The sequence below is a fragment of the Mycetohabitans endofungorum genome (assembly GCF_002927045.1).
GTDB classification, from domain to species: Bacteria; Pseudomonadota; Gammaproteobacteria; order Burkholderiales; family Burkholderiaceae; genus Mycetohabitans; species Mycetohabitans endofungorum.
This window is the reverse complement of record NZ_PRDW01000011.1, coordinates 95,833-110,720: the sequence shown is the minus strand read 5'-3', so window position 1 is coordinate 110,720 and position 14,888 is coordinate 95,833. Positions and strand designations below refer to the sequence as shown.

10 protein-coding genes and 2 pseudogenes are annotated in these 14,888 nt (G+C 63.1%); 9 read left to right on the top strand and 3 right to left on the bottom strand.

The window, feature by feature from the left end; genetic code table 11:
- Positions 1-423: 423 nt before the first annotated feature.
- Positions 424-1,526: pseudogene (locus tag B0O95_RS17220) on the bottom strand (SGNH/GDSL hydrolase family protein).
- A 232-nt stretch (positions 1,527-1,758) separates the two neighbouring features.
- Between B0O95_RS17220 and paaA the strand changes: the two are divergent.
- The 8 genes from paaA (at position 1,759) to B0O95_RS11680 (ending at position 8,129) form a co-directional block, all read left to right on the top strand.
- Positions 1,759-2,757 (top strand): 1,2-phenylacetyl-CoA epoxidase subunit PaaA, encoded by a 999-nt coding sequence (gene paaA, locus B0O95_RS11715; protein WP_104078049.1) that lies wholly within the window; start codon positions 1,759-1,761, stop codon positions 2,755-2,757.
- A 31-nt stretch (positions 2,758-2,788) separates the two neighbouring features.
- Entirely contained in the window at positions 2,789-3,073 is a 285-nt protein-coding gene (gene paaB, locus B0O95_RS11710; protein WP_104078048.1) for a 1,2-phenylacetyl-CoA epoxidase subunit PaaB, read from the top strand.
- 20 nt (positions 3,074-3,093) lie between these two features.
- On the top strand, positions 3,094-3,894 hold the full coding sequence (gene paaC / locus B0O95_RS11705) for a 1,2-phenylacetyl-CoA epoxidase subunit PaaC (protein WP_104078047.1): 801 nt from the start codon (positions 3,094-3,096) through the stop codon (positions 3,892-3,894).
- Between the two features lie 68 nt (positions 3,895-3,962).
- Entirely contained in the window at positions 3,963-4,508 is a 546-nt protein-coding gene (paaD, locus tag B0O95_RS11700; RefSeq protein WP_104078046.1) for a 1,2-phenylacetyl-CoA epoxidase subunit PaaD, read from the top strand.
- A gap of 1 nt (position 4,509) precedes the next feature.
- Entirely contained in the window at positions 4,510-5,598 is a 1,089-nt protein-coding gene (paaE, locus tag B0O95_RS11695) for a 1,2-phenylacetyl-CoA epoxidase subunit PaaE (protein WP_104078045.1), read from the top strand.
- A 170-nt stretch (positions 5,599-5,768) separates the two neighbouring features.
- Positions 5,769-6,557 (top strand): DUF1835 domain-containing protein, encoded by a 789-nt coding sequence (locus B0O95_RS11690; protein ID WP_104078044.1) that lies wholly within the window; start codon positions 5,769-5,771, stop codon positions 6,555-6,557.
- Positions 6,558-6,611: 54 nt separating this feature from the next.
- The gene (locus tag B0O95_RS11685; RefSeq protein ID WP_104078043.1) at positions 6,612-7,226 is read left to right on the top strand and encodes a TetR/AcrR family transcriptional regulator; all 615 of its coding nucleotides are present in this window, start codon (positions 6,612-6,614) and stop codon (positions 7,224-7,226) included.
- Positions 7,227-7,463: 237 nt separating this feature from the next.
- Positions 7,464-8,129, top strand: a complete 666-nt coding sequence (locus B0O95_RS11680; RefSeq protein WP_104078042.1) for a GNAT family N-acetyltransferase — start codon at positions 7,464-7,466, stop codon at positions 8,127-8,129.
- A gap of 47 nt (positions 8,130-8,176) precedes the next feature.
- On the opposite strand, the pseudogene B0O95_RS17215 reads toward B0O95_RS11680, so the two are convergent.
- Positions 8,177-8,445, bottom strand: a pseudogene (locus B0O95_RS17215) (Lrp/AsnC family transcriptional regulator); the annotation flags it as partial.
- A 192-nt stretch (positions 8,446-8,637) separates the two neighbouring features.
- On the opposite strand from B0O95_RS17215, the gene B0O95_RS11675 reads away from it, so the two are divergent.
- The gene (locus B0O95_RS11675; protein ID WP_104078041.1) at positions 8,638-12,258 is read left to right on the top strand and encodes an indolepyruvate ferredoxin oxidoreductase family protein; all 3,621 of its coding nucleotides are present in this window, start codon (positions 8,638-8,640) and stop codon (positions 12,256-12,258) included.
- 230 nt (positions 12,259-12,488) lie between these two features.
- On the opposite strand, the gene B0O95_RS11670 is transcribed toward B0O95_RS11675, so the two are convergent.
- Positions 12,489-14,759 carry an NADP-dependent malic enzyme gene (locus B0O95_RS11670; protein ID WP_104078040.1) on the bottom strand — a complete coding sequence of 757 codons (2,271 nt, stop codon included), beginning with the start codon at positions 14,757-14,759 and terminating at the stop codon, positions 12,489-12,491.
- Positions 14,760-14,888: the final 129 nt, after the last annotated feature.

Here is a 14,888-nt window from a genome sequence, read left to right as displayed (position 1 = left end):
ACCCGGGCTGTTACCCCCGGGCGCAGCTCGCCCGCACCATCAAGTACCCACACTTATCGGCTGTTACTTGTTAAAGAGCATCGCGCCGACTTCGCTTCAACCTGTCCGGCCTCAGCACCTGCGTCGCGTCGCTGCATCAGCAGCAGAGAAACGAGATTATGAACACAATCTTGCGAAGCGTCAACAACTTTTTTACCACCCCGGTGCGATGCTGATCGCCTCACACCCCGTTGCCCACCCCGCCCGCTGCGTTTGCTCCTTCAGCGGCCCCACTGCCTGCAGCGAGGCAGCGAATCATAGGCGAATGTCGCGCTCACCACAAGGGCTAGCAGATATTTTTTCAGCGCACCCTCTTTGTCACCTTGCTCGCCCCTCCCTAGTACGCCCCATACCCCCACCCCGGCACGCCGCTTGCCACCCCATTTAACGCGGCGGCGCAAACCACGCCAGCGGTACCGCGCCGGCCATCGCGCGATAGCCGGCATCGCTTGGATGTACGCGGTCGCCGCTATCGTAGCGGACCGCCATCCGCGTCGGGTGGGCGGAATTACGCAGCGCCGCGTCGAAATCGATGACGCCGTCGAATTGGTGCTGCTTTCTGATCCAGTCGTTCACCGCGCTGCGCACGGCTTCGCGCGACGCAGGAAGATCCGTCGGCGTAAGTGTCCCGATATAGATTCGGACGTTGCGCCGGCGCGCATCTACAGCCACTCGCTGATAGCCGTCAATCAGTTGCGGCGCACCGACGACCGTATGCGGGAAATCGCAGTCGAGGCCAGCCCGCGGCGACATGGCGCCGAAATTGATATCGTTGATCCCGACCAGCACGATGACTGCGCGCACGCCCGGTTGTTGCAGTGCGTCGCGCTCGAATCGCGAGACGAGCCGTTCACCGTAGCAAGCCGAGTCGCTCAACAAACGATTGCCGCTGATCCCCAGATTGACCACCGATACGCCGCCCAAGCCCTGGCGCGCGAGCCTTGCCGCCAACTCGTCCAGCCACCGCCGGTTCAAGTTCAGCGTCGAGCGCATGCCGTCGGTGATCGAATCGCCGATGGCCACCACGGTATAGGCGGCGGCACGCCCGCGTCTACATAGACGCTGATCGCCACCGGCTCGCCCGGCCGCATCGCAATGTGCACCGGATCGCTGATCAACGTGCCACCCGGCGCGATCGTGGCCGCGACATGCCTGCCAAATGTCACCTCCCGTAGCGTCCCCGCCCTCACCGCGCCGCCGCCCGCAGCAAGCGCAATGGCCGTACGGCCGATGCGCATCGGTCGCGTGCCATAGACGTTCGACAAGCGCACGCGTACCGCCCCGGACGCCATGCGCGAATAGACGATCTGCCGGACCGTGCGACCCGCGACATCCGGCGCACGGTTGAATGAAGGTGTCTGCGGATGCTGCACCACCGCCTGTGGGGCCACCGCCCATACGGTAATCCAGCGAGCCGGCTGAGACGCGCCTAGCGCGTCGGGTTGGCGTTGCGCCATCGCAGGCACGCCCATCAGCGCCGCGGCCATCAGCAAGACGATCGCCACCCGGCGCGTCAGGCGCCCGGGCAGCAGGCAACGATGCAGGACGCTCGCCTGGCTCGACATAGCTTGCAAGGGCATGGAAGGCCGCGCGATCGACAAGGCGCGGCCATCGGCATGACGCGCCGCCCGGGCCGGCAGCGGATTCACAGGATAAAAAACTATTAACCGACCGGTCGGTAGGTTTATACTGCTCGAAGAATCCTGATGGAGACTCCCCATGTATACGCAGTCGCTCGACCTACCGAGCAACGCCGCGCTGGCCGACAGCCCCGTTGCCAGCATAGATCAGCAGCGCTTTGACGCGCGCATCGCCGCGGACGACAAGATCGAGCCGCAGGACTGGATGCCTGATGCCTATCGCAAGACGTTAGTGCGGCAAATCTCGCAGCACGCGCACTCCGAAATCGTCGGCATGTTGCCCGAAGGCAACTGGATCAGTCGCGCGCCGAGCTTGAAACGCAAGGTGATCCTGTTAGCCAAGGTGCAGGACGAGGGTGGTCATGGGCTGTACCTGTACAGCGCCGCGGAAACGCTGGGCGTGTCGCGCGATCAGATGCTCGATGCGCTGCACAGCGGCCGTGCGAAATATTCGAGCATTTTTAACTATCCTACGCCGAGTTGGGCCGACGTCGGCGTGATCGGGTGGCTAGTCGATGGCGCTGCGATCATGAACCAGATCCCGCTGTGCCGCTGCACGTATGGCCCTTATGCGCGCGCGATGATCCGCATCTGCAAGGAAGAGTCGTTCCACCAACGCCAAGGTTTCGATGCGTTGCTGGTCATGATGCAGGGTACCGCAGCACAGCGCGAGATGGTGCAACAGGCCGTGGACCGCTGGTGGTGGCCAGTGCTCATGATGTTCGGTCCGAGCGACAAGGACTCGGTGCACAGCAACCAGTCCGCCAAATGGGGTATCAAGCGCATATCGAACGATGACCTTCGGCAAAAATTTGTCGACGCGACCGTCGAGCAGGCCAAGGTCCTCGGCGTCACGCTACCCGATCCGGACTTGAAGTGGAATGAGGCGCGCGGCCACTACGACTACGGCACGGTGGACTGGGAAGAATTCTGGCGCGTGGTCAACGGCGACGGCCCCTGCAACCGCGAGCGGCTGGCCACGCGCGTGAAGGCGCATGAGGACGGCGCTTGGGTACGCGAGGCGGCGCTAGCGTACGAGGCCAAGCAGGCTCGGCGCAACAAACAGAAAGCGGCGTAGTGGTGCGCCAGCAAGGATCGAGGAGGAACCCATGAGCAAAGAATGGCCGATTTGGGAAGTATTTGTACGCAGCAAACAGGGGCTGGACCACAAACATTGTGGCAGCCTGCATGCGGCGGACGCACAAATGGCGCTGCGCATGGCGCGTGACGTCTACACGCGCCGGCAGGAAGGCGTGAGCATCTGGGTCGTACCAGCCGCGGCGATTACCGCGTCGGCGCCCGACGAAAAGTCCGAACTGTTCGATCCGGCCGGCGACAAGATCTATCGCCATCCGACCTTCTATCAGTTACCGGACAAAGTCAACCATATGTAAAGTCAGGACGGACCACGCCCATGCCAACGCAACACCATCTGGCGTATGTGCTGCGCCTCGCGGACAACGCCTTGATTCTCGGCCAGCGCAATGCCGAATGGACCGGGCATGGCCCGGTCCTCGAAGAGGATATCGCGCTGGCCAATATCAGCCTGGACCTGATCGGCCAGGCCCGGCTGCTCTATACGCACGCCGGCTCACTGGAGGCCGCGCTCACTGGCCAAGCACGCGATGAAGACGACTACGCGTTCTTCCGTGAGGAGCGCGAGTTCTGCAATTACACGATGCTCGAGCTGCCGCACGCCGGCCCGTATGGCAGTACTGTACGCCCCGACCGAGACTATGCGGTAACGATCGTGCGTAATTTCCTGTATTCGACGCTGATGCTGCACGTCTGGAATGCGCTGCTGCACTCAAGCGATGCCGAGTTGGCCGCGATCGCCGCCAAGTCGCTCAAGGAAACGCGATACCACGTGCACCACGCGCGCGACTGGCTGGTACGGCTCGGCGACGGCACAGACGAATCGCATCGCCGCACACAGGCCGCAGTCGACTTCCTGATGCCGTACACGAGCGAGTTCTTCTCCAGCGACGAACTCGAGCAGTCCATCGCGGCACAGGGCATCGGCCCGCGGAACGCGACGCTGCAGCCGGATTGGTCGGCGCATGTCCGGGCGGCGCTCAACGAAGCCACGCTTGCGTGGCCGACCACGGGTCAATATGTGACGACCGGCAAGCTGGGCGAGCACTCCGAGCACATGGGCTATCTGCTGGCGGAAATGCAGAGCCTGGCCCGCCAGCATCCCGGCGCCCGCTGGTAGGACGGTGCGGGCCACTCCCGGTCCCATTCCGACATTCGCGCCAGCTTCCGGATTCGACAGAGAAACGCATGCCAGACAGTTCGACCGACACTTCACCCGTTGCCCGCGCGTGGGCGGCGCTGGACGCGGTACCCGACCCGGAAATCCCGGTCGTGTCGATCCGCGAACTCGGCATTCTTCGCGACGTGCGACAAGCACCGGACGGCGTCATTGAAGCGGTGATCACGCCAACCTACTCGGGTTGTCCGGCAATGGAGCAGATCGCCAAGGACATCGGCGCGGCGCTGGATGGCGTGGGGCTCGCGCCGCACCGTGTCATCAGTGTACTCGCGCCTGCGTGGACCACCGACTGGATCACCGAGGGCGCGCGCGAGAAGCTGCGCCGCTACGGGATCGCACCGCCGTCACGGGCTTGCGCGACGCAGGGAACGCAAGCGCAGCAGCCGGTCAGGATCGTGTCGCGCGACGAACGCGAGCAAACGCAGCAGCCCGCCTGCCCGCACTGCGGCTCGCCGAACACCGAGCGGCTGTCGCAGTTTGGGTCGACCGCGTGCAAGGCGCTATACCGCTGTATTACCTGCCGTGAACCTTTCGATTACTTCAAACCGTATTAATATGGCCACTGTGCAATTTCATCCGCTGCGCATCCGCGAAGTGCGCGCCGAAACGCCGGACGCAGTCTCGGTCGCTTTCGAGGTCCCTGTCGAACTGCGCGATGCGTACCGGTTCACGCAGGGGCAGTTCGTCACGCTCAAGGCCCATATCAACGGTGAGGAAACGCGCCGCTCGTACTCGATCTGCGTCGGCGTCACCGACTACGAGCGGGATGGCGAATTGCGCATCGGCATCAAACGGGTGCGCGGCGGCCGCTTCTCAAACTTTGCATTCGACACACTGCAACCGGGGCACACGATCGATGTGATGACGCCCGATGGTCGCTTTTTTACACACTTAAATGCCGATCACGACAAACAGTATCTCGCGTTCGCGGGAGGCTCGGGCATCACACCGGTGCTGGCCATTATCAAAACGACCTTGGATGTCGAGCCGCGCAGCACTTTTACGCTGATCTACGGCAATCGCAGCGTCGACGCAATCATGTTCGCCGAGGAATTGGAAGACCTGAAGAACCGGTACATGAACCGGCTGATCCTGTATCACGTGCTGTCGGACGATGTGCAGGATGTCGAGCTGTTCAATGGCGTGCTGGACCGGGACAAGTGCGACGCCTTCCTGCAGTCGCTGGTGCCGGCCGAATCAATCGACGAAGCCTTCATCTGCGGCCCAGCGCCGATGATGGATGCCGCCGAGGACGCCTTGAAAGCCGCCGGGGTGCCGCAACAGCGCATCCATGTGGAGCGCTTCGGCACGCCGCTGCCGCAAGCCGGCGTACCACCGGTCGAAATAACCGAACACACTCCTGCGGCGGACCTGGAAATCGTGCTCGACGGCAAGCGCCGCAAGCTGCGCCTGCCCTATGAGGGCGTGAGCTTACTCGATGTTGGACTGCGCGCGGGGCTCGCGCTGCCGTACGCGTGCAAGGGCGGCGTGTGCTGCACGTGCCGCGCCAAGGTGATCGAGGGAGAAGTCCGGATGGAGAAGAACTACACGCTCGAGCCCCAAGAAGTGGATGCCGGCTTTGTCCTCACTTGTCAATGCCACCCGGTCAGCGAACGCGTGGTAGTCAGCTACGACGAACGCTGAGCCGTGCCCTGCGCTGTCGGCCGTTCTCATTTGCTGCGTCGCCGGCCACGATCCGGAACGATCGCTTACACTAGCGCCTGTTCACATATAGCCTGGCTCGCGCAGCGCACTGGCGGCATGCCGGGAACCACGCAGCGCGGGCCCGCTTGCCGCGTAAGCGGGCGACTTCCATGACAACAATCCATATTACCAACGGGGATGTGGCGGCCGCCTCGCTTCGTGCAGCGCTGGCCAGTACGCAACGCAACGAGGAAGTCCTCGCGTTGCGTGACGATCTCGCGTTTGGCCCGATCCGCGCGCTCGACAGCGACGTGCATGGACGCGCGGCGTTCTGGCAGCAGGTCCTCGACGAACGGGACCGGGATGTCGTGTCCGAACTGAACGAGCAGAACGCCACGTTGGAACGTCTCGTCGGATCAGCGATGAATATCGTCGTCTGGCACGCGCAAAGCGCGTCGGACCAACTGATGCTGCGTCGGGTTGCATGGTATCTGCGCACCCAACCGCAACGGCTCAATGAAGTGGCCCTTGGCGCACGCGAGTTGCCACGCGAGACCGCGCCGCGTGCCGACGGCGCGAGCGCAATCGGCATGTTCGGAGCCGACGCGCTGGCCACGCGCATCCGGAAGGCCGCGCCGATTTCGGTGTTGCGCATCGGGCGGCTTGCGCTGGAGTGGCAGGACGTGCGGCGGCTCAATGGCGACGTGCGATGCTGGCGCGAGAACCGCTTCGTGACCGGCACCTATGCGCCGATCGACGACGCATGGTTGCAGCATACCGATGATCGATGGCAAATGGCGACCAACGTTGCCGCCCAGGTCATGAAGATCGACTGCGGCGTCTGCGTGACCGATGCGATCGCGTTGTGGCGCTGCAGGGAACTGGCCACGGCTGGCCGCCTCGCGCTCAGCGGCGAGGCGCGTCAACAGTGGCGTGATGTGCAAGTGCGACGGCCGTAGGCTAGCGACGTGTATGTCACGCTAACCGGACAGATCCTCAACCGAATTGCCCCCATGGCACGCACCCGAGCCCCTGATCACGAAAGCCAGCGCGAGCAGATCTTGAATCTGGCCGCCGAGAAATTCGCGCAGACCAGCTACCCGAGCACGTCGATGGCGGAGCTGGCCGCGGCCAGCGGCACGTCGAAGGCGCGCCTGTACCATTATTACGAGAGCAAGGAGGCCATTCTGTTCGATTTGCTGGACCGGTACACGAAGCGACTGATGCTGATCATCGCCGAGGTCGAGGGCGCCAGTCAGCGACGGGAACTGAACGAGCAACAAACCTTCGCGGAGTTAATCCGCGCTTTCCTCGCTGAGTATGAGACGTCGCACATGCGACACGTCGCGCTGCTCAACGACGTCAAGTATCTGGTGCAAACGCAGCGCGAAATCATCCTGGACCGGCAACGCGACATCGTTGCCGCGTTTGCACGCCAGCTGGCTCGCGCCTATCCGCGGCGCGTGACCAAGTCCAACCAAATGGCGCTCACCATGATGGTGTTCGGCATGATCAACTGGACCTTCACGTGGCTCAAGCCGAGCGGCACGATGACCTACGCGAACTTCGCGAACGAGGTCGTCGCCGTGCTCGAGCGCGGGCTGGTCGCGCCGCCGGACGTTGCATAGCAGCATCGTGCCCCGAGTGTGACAATTCGCCCGGCGTTGGGGGGTGCAACAACACCCGCAACGCCTGTCATAAGGCGTTTTTACGCTACTTGATGGCGATTTTAGAACATCAACTCCAATCCAACTCAGGGTTTTCCCGGGGAAATCTAGGGTTTTCCTGTAAAATGCATATTGCAGCGCATCAGAAGCTGATGCGAAACGGGCAGGCGGTAAGCCCGCCGCCCGCAGGAGAACCCGATGAAAGCGTTGAACCCGGCCCCTGGTCCGATAACGGTGCATGATCTGCGCCGCGCCTCGCCAAAAGCGGCGCTCGTGCGTGAATTGTCGTCACGCGATCGCGCACGGCTGCACGCACACTTCCTGTCGCTGAGCGATGACGACCGGCTGCTGCGGTTTGGGCAAAGGGTTCCCGACCATTTGATCGAACACTACGTCGAGGGCATCGACTTTTCCCGCGATACGGTGTTCGGCGTCTTCGACGACAACCTCGAGTTGGTCGGTGTCGGTCATCTTGCCTATCTGCCTGGCAACGGCGACAAGCGTACCGCGGAGTTCGGCGTGTCGGTGCTTGAGCGCGCCCGCGGCCGCGGCATCGGCACGCAACTGTTTGAGCGCGCCGCGATGCGTAGCCGGAATACCCGCGTGACAACGCTGTATATGCATTGCCTGTCGCGCAATTTGACGATGATGCACATCGCGAAGAAGGCCGGCATGAAAATCGAATACGCGCACGGGGAAGCCGACGCATACCTGACGCTGCCGCCAGCGGACCCATCCAGCATCATGGCCGAGCTGCTGCAAGAACAGGCTGCGATGTTCGACTACGCGATGAAGCGCCAGGCGCGGCGCGCGGCGCAGCTATTCGATGTTTTCCGCATGGTACCTGCCGGGCTGGCCGCTTGATACCCTTCGCGCCGCACCGATGGTGTGAGGCTGGACGCGTCAACCCATCGCTGCAGATAGTCCATGTCGCCGGTCATCGCATAGCACGCTACGACCTCTAGCCACGACCCGACCGCGGCACAAAAGTCTGCCGTCGGCGTCGCAGTGCTTAGCCAGCGCGGCGCACACCACCAGTGGGTGCGTCCGCACGCGGATCATCGTCCGCCCCGCCTCCCAATCCGCCCCACTTTTCCAGCCGCACATTCACTTACGCCAGCAAGCCCAGTCCCACTGCACCGGGATCGAACAATGCGGCGTATCCGCGTATTCCCCCCACGCCTCCAGCCGACACTGTCGCTGGCCTGTTGCCGGGCAGGAGCGCATCCTACCGCTGCGCATGTGGGGGGTTGACCCAAGTGCGAATATTTTTGGCAACGACAAAAATAACGCACTGAGTCCATGTGTCCACAAGACGCCACGACTCTTTTGAAGTTTTGGTGATCCCAAGCTCCATCGGAGGAAGACAAACATGAACGCCCCGCTCGACTCGAAGGCGGCATCGGAAACGGCATTGCTGGAAGCGTCGCGATCGAATGTCTCGCTCGACGACAAATACACCCTCCAACATGGCCGGGTTTACATGAGCGGCATCCAGGCACTGGTACGGCTGCCGATGTTGCAACGCGAACGCGACTTGGCCGCCGGCCTGAATACCGCCGGCTTCATCTCTGGGTATCGTGGCTCACCGCTCGGCGGGCTCGACCTCGCGTTATGGAACGCCAGGCAGCATCTGAGCCAACACGAAGTCGTATTCCAACCCGGGCTGAACGAGGACCTGGCGGTCACCGCCGTCTGGGGCACGCAGCAGGTCAACTTGTATCCCGGCGCAAAATACGACGGCGTGTTCGGCATGTGGTACGGCAAAGGTCCCGGCGTAGACCGCTCCGGCGATGTGCTCAAGCACGGCAACTCCGCTGGGTCGTCCCGCCACGGCGGAGTGCTAATGCTGGCCGGCGACGACCACGCCGCCAAGTCGTCGTCGCTGGCTCACCAATCTGAGCATATCTTCAAGGCGTGCGGCCTGCCGGTGCTGTTTCCCGCCAATGTCCAGGAATACCTCGACTTCGGGCTGCATGGCTGGTCCATGAGCCGCTATTCGGGGCTGTGGACCGCCATGAAATGCGTGACCGATGTCGTCGAGTCCTCCGCCTCCGTCGATGTGGATTCCGAACGCGTGCGCATCGTCCTGCCCGAGGATTTCACGATGCCGGACGGCGGACTCAATATCCGCTGGCCTGATCCGCCGCTGATTCAAGAGGCGCGCCTTTTGGACTACAAGTGGTATGCCGCGCTGGCGTATGTGCGCGCGAACAAGCTCGATCGCATCGAGATCGATTCGCCGAATGCGCGCTTCGGGATTGTAACCAGCGGCAAGGCCTACTTAGACGTGCGCCAGGCACTGGTCGACCTGGGCCTGGACGACGAAACATGCAAGCGGATCGGCATCCGCCTATACAAGGTGGGCTGCGTCTGGCCGCTCGAGGCGCAGGGCGCACAGGCATTCGCCAAAGGCCTGCGGGAGATCCTGGTGGTCGAGGAAAAGCGCCAGATTCTCGAGTACGCCATCAAGGAAGAGCTGTATAACTGGCCGGATGGGCAACGGCCGCGCGTATTCGGCAAATTCGACGAAAAAGACGATGGCGGCGGCGAATGGTCGGTGCCGATGGGCAACTGGCTGCTGCCGGCCCACTATGAGTTATCTCCCGCTGTCATCGCCAAGGCACTCGCCACGCGACTGGATAAATTTGAGTTGCCCTCCGACGTGCGCGCGCGCATCGCCGCGCGCATGGCGGTGATCGGAGCCAAGGAAAAGGCGCAAGCGGTGCCGCGCGTGGAAGTCGAGCGCAAGCCGTGGTTTTGCTCAGGATGTCCGCACAATACATCGACCAACGTGCCTGAAGGCTCGCGCGCGATGGCGGGCATCGGATGCCATTACATGACCGTGTGGATGGATCGCAGCACGAGCACCTTCAGCCAGATGGGCGGCGAAGGCGTCGCCTGGATCGGCCAAGCCCCCTTCACCACGGACAAACATGTGTTCGCCAATTTGGGCGACGGCACGTACTTCCATTCCGGGTTGCTTGCGATCCGTGCCGCGATCGCATCGAAGGCGAACATCACCTACAAGATCCTGTACAACGATGCCGTGGCCATGACCGGGGGACAGCCGGTGGACGGCGTGCTGACCGTGCCGCAAATCACCTTCCAGCTTACCGCGGAAGGCGCCAGGAAGATCGTGGTGGTCACCGATGAGCCGCAAAAGTACCAGGGCGTGCGGCTAGCCGAGGATGTCGCCGTGCGCCATCGCGATACGCTCGACGCGGTCCAGTGCGAGCTGCGCGACATTCCGGGCACCACGATCCTGATCTATGATCAAACGTGTGCGACCGAGAAGCGGCGCCGGCGCAAGCGCGGCACGTATCCGGATCCCGCGCGCCGCGTGGTCATCAACGAGGCTGTGTGCGAGGGTTGCGGAGACTGTTCGGCGCAGTCCAATTGCCTGTCGGTCGAACCGCTGGAGACGGAATACGGCACGAAGCGGCGAATCAACCAATCGACGTGTAACAAGGACTTCTCGTGCCTGAAGGGCTTCTGCCCGAGCTTCGTGACAGTCGAAGGCGGCCAATTACGCCAACCGCAGGCTGCCGAAATTGACCTGAGCGCGCTCCCCGCTGTGCCGCCGCCGCCGTTGCCAGCCATCGCACGCCCGTACGGGATTCTGGTGACGGGCGTCGGCGGCACGGGGGTGGTCACGATCGGTGCGTTGCTGGGCATGGCCGCCCATCTGGAGCGCAAGGGCGTCACCGTCTTGGACGTGACAGGACTCGCGCAGAAGGGCGGTGCGGTCATGAGCCACGTGCAGATCGCGAACCAGCCGCAGGACATCCACGCAACCCGGATTGCGATGGGCGAGGCCGAATTAGTGATTGGCTGCGACGAGATCGTGACAGCCAGCGGCGAATGCACGTCAAAGATGTGTGTCGGCGTGACGCGCGTCGTCGTGAACAGCGCAAAGACGCCGACGGCCGAATTCATCAAGAACCCGAATTGGACCTTCCCCGGAGCCAGCACCGAGCGAAATATCCGCGCTGCTGCCGGCGACAATGTTGAGCTTGTCGACGCCAATCGCTACGCGGTCGCACTGCTCGGCGATGCGATCTACACCAACCCGTTCGTGCTCGGCTATGCATGGCAGCGTGGCTGGATACCGCTGTCGCATGCATCGCTGACTCACGCCATCGAACTCAACGGCGTCCAGATCGACAAGAATCTTGCCGCGTTCGAATGGGGGCGCCGTGCGGCGCACGACCCCGAGCGGGTCAAGCAAGCCGCAGTGCCGACCATGCCCCGCAAGGGCGCGGCTGCGCCGCCGGGCAGTAACGCGACGGTAATCTCGCTGCATACGAAGCACGCTCTGGACGCGTCGATCAAACATCGCATCGACTACCTGCGTGCCTACCAGAATGACGCTTACGCGACGCGCTACAGCACGCTGGTCGAGCGCGTGCGCAACGCCGAATCGGCCCTCGGCGCAAACGGCGGGACGTCACCGCAGGAGCCGTTGACCAAGGCGGTGGCGCACAACCTGCACAAGCTGATGGCGTACAAGGACGAGTACGAGGTAGCGCGTCTGCATGCGGATCCGGCGTTCGTCGGCAAACTGCGCGCGCAGTTTGCCGGTGATTGGAAGCCCAAGTTCTACCTTGCACCGCCGTGGCTGGCCAAGAAAAATGCGCATGGCCACTTGATCAAGCGGTCCTACGGGCCGTGGATGCTCACCGCCTTCAAGCTGCTCGCCAAGCTGAAGTTCCTGCGAGGCGGACCACTGGACCTGTTCGGGCGTACCGCAGAGCGGCGTAGCGAGCGGGCACTGATCGGCGAATACGAGATGCTGGTGAACGAGTTGATCAGCGGCTTGACGCGGAAAAACCTGCCCCTGGCCGTCGAGCTCGCGAGCCTGCCCGACGGGATCCGCGGCTACGGTCACGTGAAGGAAAACAACCTGCGGACCGTGCGGGCAAAGTGGGATGTGCTGCTTGCACGCTGGCGCGCGTCACCGGCTGGGGGTCCCGAGTGGGCAGTGGCCTGACGGCAAACGGCTCAGACGAGGTTGGCCCACCGGAGCACGGGGCCGCCGCATAGGCGCCGGGCTCACCGGCCGACGACCGAAAAGAGGTGCAAAACCGGCCCGGCTCGGGACACGCGCCGGACGCGGCCGCGGCCGCATCGCGCTCGCCGGCGCGAGCGGTCCGAACCCGCAACTGCGCAACCGGCTACGGCAGCCGACAGGGGCAACCGACTGCAACCATGAGGCGCCGCTCAGCCAACGCGTGCGTTGGCCGATGCCACCGCAGTCATGTTGATGATGCGGCGCACGGTGGACGCCGGCGTCAGAATGTGCACAGCCTTTGCTGCGCCGAGCAGGAATGGCCCGACCGTCACGCCCTCCCCGCCAATCATCTTCAGCAGGTTGTACGTAATGTTGGCCGCCTCGACGTTCGGCATAATCAGTAGATTCGCCTCGCCGCTGAGCGTGGTGCCGGGCATCGCCTGCTTGCGGATCACCTCGGACAGCGCCGCATCGCCGTGCATTTCGCCATCGACCTCCAGATGCGCGGCACGCTCGGCAATCAGCGCACGAGCCTGAGCCATGCGCTGCGAGGAAGCCGTCGGCACGCTGCCGAAATTTGAGTTCGACAACAATGCGATCTTCGGCACGATGCCGAATTTCTCGACCTCGCGCGCCGCCAGGATCGCCATGTCGGCAAGCTGCTCCGCGCTCGGCACTTCGTTCACGTAGGTATCGCAAATGAACAAGTTACGGCCGGGCAACATCAGCAGGTTCATCGCCGCATAGTGCTGCGCGTCGCTGGCGCGGCCCAGCACCTGATCAATGTACTTTAGATGGCTATGGAACGATTCGATCAAGCCGCACACCATGCCGTCGGCGTCGCCGAGCCGCACCAGCATGGCGCCAATCAATGTGTTCGACTTGCGCATCGCGGCCTTGGCCACTTCAGGCGTCACGCCCGCGCGCGCACCAAGCTCGTGGTAGGCCTGCCAGCACCGGTGGTAACGTGGATCGTCTTCCGGATCGACGACCTCGAAGTCATGGCCGGCGCGCAGCTTCGAGCCCATCTTCTTCAAACGCATCTCGACCACGGCCGGACGTCCGACGATGATCGGCTTGGCGATGCGCTCGGTCAGCACGAATTGTGCGGCGCGCAGCACACGCTCGTCCTCGCCCTCGGCGAACACGATCCGTGCGTTGGACGCCTTGGCTGCGGCGAATACGGGTCGCATTACCATGCCGGTGCGATACACCGTCGTGGCAAGCTGCTCCCGATAGGCTTCCATGTCGGCGATCGGACGCGTCGCGACGCGTGAATCCATCGCCGCCTGCGCGACAGCCGGCGCAATCTTGATGATCAGTCGCGGATCGAACGGCTTCGGGATCAGATACTCAGGACCGAATTCGAGCGTGTGGCCCTCGTACGCCTTGGCCACCTCGTCGCCCTGGTCACTCTCCTCGGCCAGCTCCGCGATCGCGCGCACGCAGGCGAGCTTCATCTCTTCGGTGATCGTGGTCGCCCCCACGTCGAGCGCGCCGCGGAAGATAAACGGGAAACACAAGACGTTATTAACCTGATTCGGATAGTCGGAGCGGCCCGTGGCGATAATGCAATCGGGCCTGGCCTTCTTGGCCTCCTCCGGCCGGATCTCCGGCTCCGGATTGGCCAGCGCCAGAATCAACGGCTTGCCGGCCATCTCCCTGACCATGTCCGGCTTCAGCACGCCAGCGCTCGAGCAACCGAGGAACACATCGGCACCTTTGATCGCGTCAGCTAGGGTGCGCGCCTCGGTGTGCGCGGCATAGCGTTGTTTGGACGGATCGAGATGGCCGCGTCCCTCATAGATCACGCCCTTGGAGTCGGCCACGAGAATATTGGCCTTGCTCAGACCGAGCTTGACCAGCAGGTCCAGGCACGCAATTGCCGCCGCGCCCGCGCCCGAGGCGACCAACTTCACCTCGGCGATGTTCTTGCCGACGACCTTCAGGCCGTTCAGGATCGCCGCCGACGCAATGATCGCCGTGCCATGCTGATCGTCGTGGAACACCGGAATCTTCATCCGCTCGCGCAGCTTCTGCTCGATGTAGAAACACTCCGGCGCCTTGATATCCTCTAGATTGATGCCGCCCAGGGTCGGCTCGAGCATCGCGATCGCCTCGACGAGCTTGTCCGGATCAGATTCCGCAAGCTCGATGTCGAACACGTCGATACCGGCGAATTTCTTAAACAAGCAACCCTTGCCCTCCATCACCGGCTTGGCGGCCAACGGCCCGATGTTGCCAAGCCCCAATACCGCCGTGCCGTTCGTGACGACGCCGACCAAATTGCCGCGCGACGTGTACTTCTGCGCGTCGAGCGGCTCGGCATGGATCGCCTCGCACGCGGCCGCAACGCCTGGAGAGTAGGCGAGCGACAGGTCGAACTGGTTAGAGAGCGGCTTGGTCGGAGTGACCGAGATCTTGCCGGGCTTTGGATTCTGGTGATAGGCCAGAGCGCTTTGCTTCAGTTGTTCGTCCATGGTGCGACGTGTAGGTAGATGGAAATTGGATATGGCGGGGGCGATAAGTGTACACCCCATGAACTGCTGTCCGATAACACAGGTACGGAGGATCAATCCGTGGCGCGTACCGTGACCCCAGGCGCGGTC

Excerpts from the sequence above, each read along its gene's own strand:
- B0O95_RS11690 (WP_104078044.1), top strand. The coding sequence starts at position 5,769 with ATGACAACAATCCATATTACCAACGGGGATGTGGCGGCCGCCTCGCTT.
- B0O95_RS11670 (WP_104078040.1), bottom strand. The coding sequence starts at position 14,759 with ATGGACGAACAACTGAAGCAAAGCGCTCTGGCCTATCACCAGAATCCA.
- paaA (WP_104078049.1), top strand. The coding sequence starts at position 1,759 with ATGTATACGCAGTCGCTCGACCTACCGAGCAACGCCGCGCTGGCCGAC.
- paaC (WP_104078047.1), top strand. The coding sequence starts at position 3,094 with ATGCCAACGCAACACCATCTGGCGTATGTGCTGCGCCTCGCGGACAAC.
- B0O95_RS11675 (WP_104078041.1), top strand. The coding sequence starts at position 8,638 with ATGAACGCCCCGCTCGACTCGAAGGCGGCATCGGAAACGGCATTGCTG.
- paaB (WP_104078048.1), top strand. The coding sequence starts at position 2,789 with ATGAGCAAAGAATGGCCGATTTGGGAAGTATTTGTACGCAGCAAACAG.
- paaD (WP_104078046.1), top strand. The coding sequence starts at position 3,963 with ATGCCAGACAGTTCGACCGACACTTCACCCGTTGCCCGCGCGTGGGCG.
- B0O95_RS11680 (WP_104078042.1), top strand. The coding sequence starts at position 7,464 with ATGAAAGCGTTGAACCCGGCCCCTGGTCCGATAACGGTGCATGATCTG.
- paaE (WP_104078045.1), top strand. The coding sequence starts at position 4,510 with ATGGCCACTGTGCAATTTCATCCGCTGCGCATCCGCGAAGTGCGCGCC.
- B0O95_RS11685 (WP_104078043.1), top strand. The coding sequence starts at position 6,612 with ATGGCACGCACCCGAGCCCCTGATCACGAAAGCCAGCGCGAGCAGATC.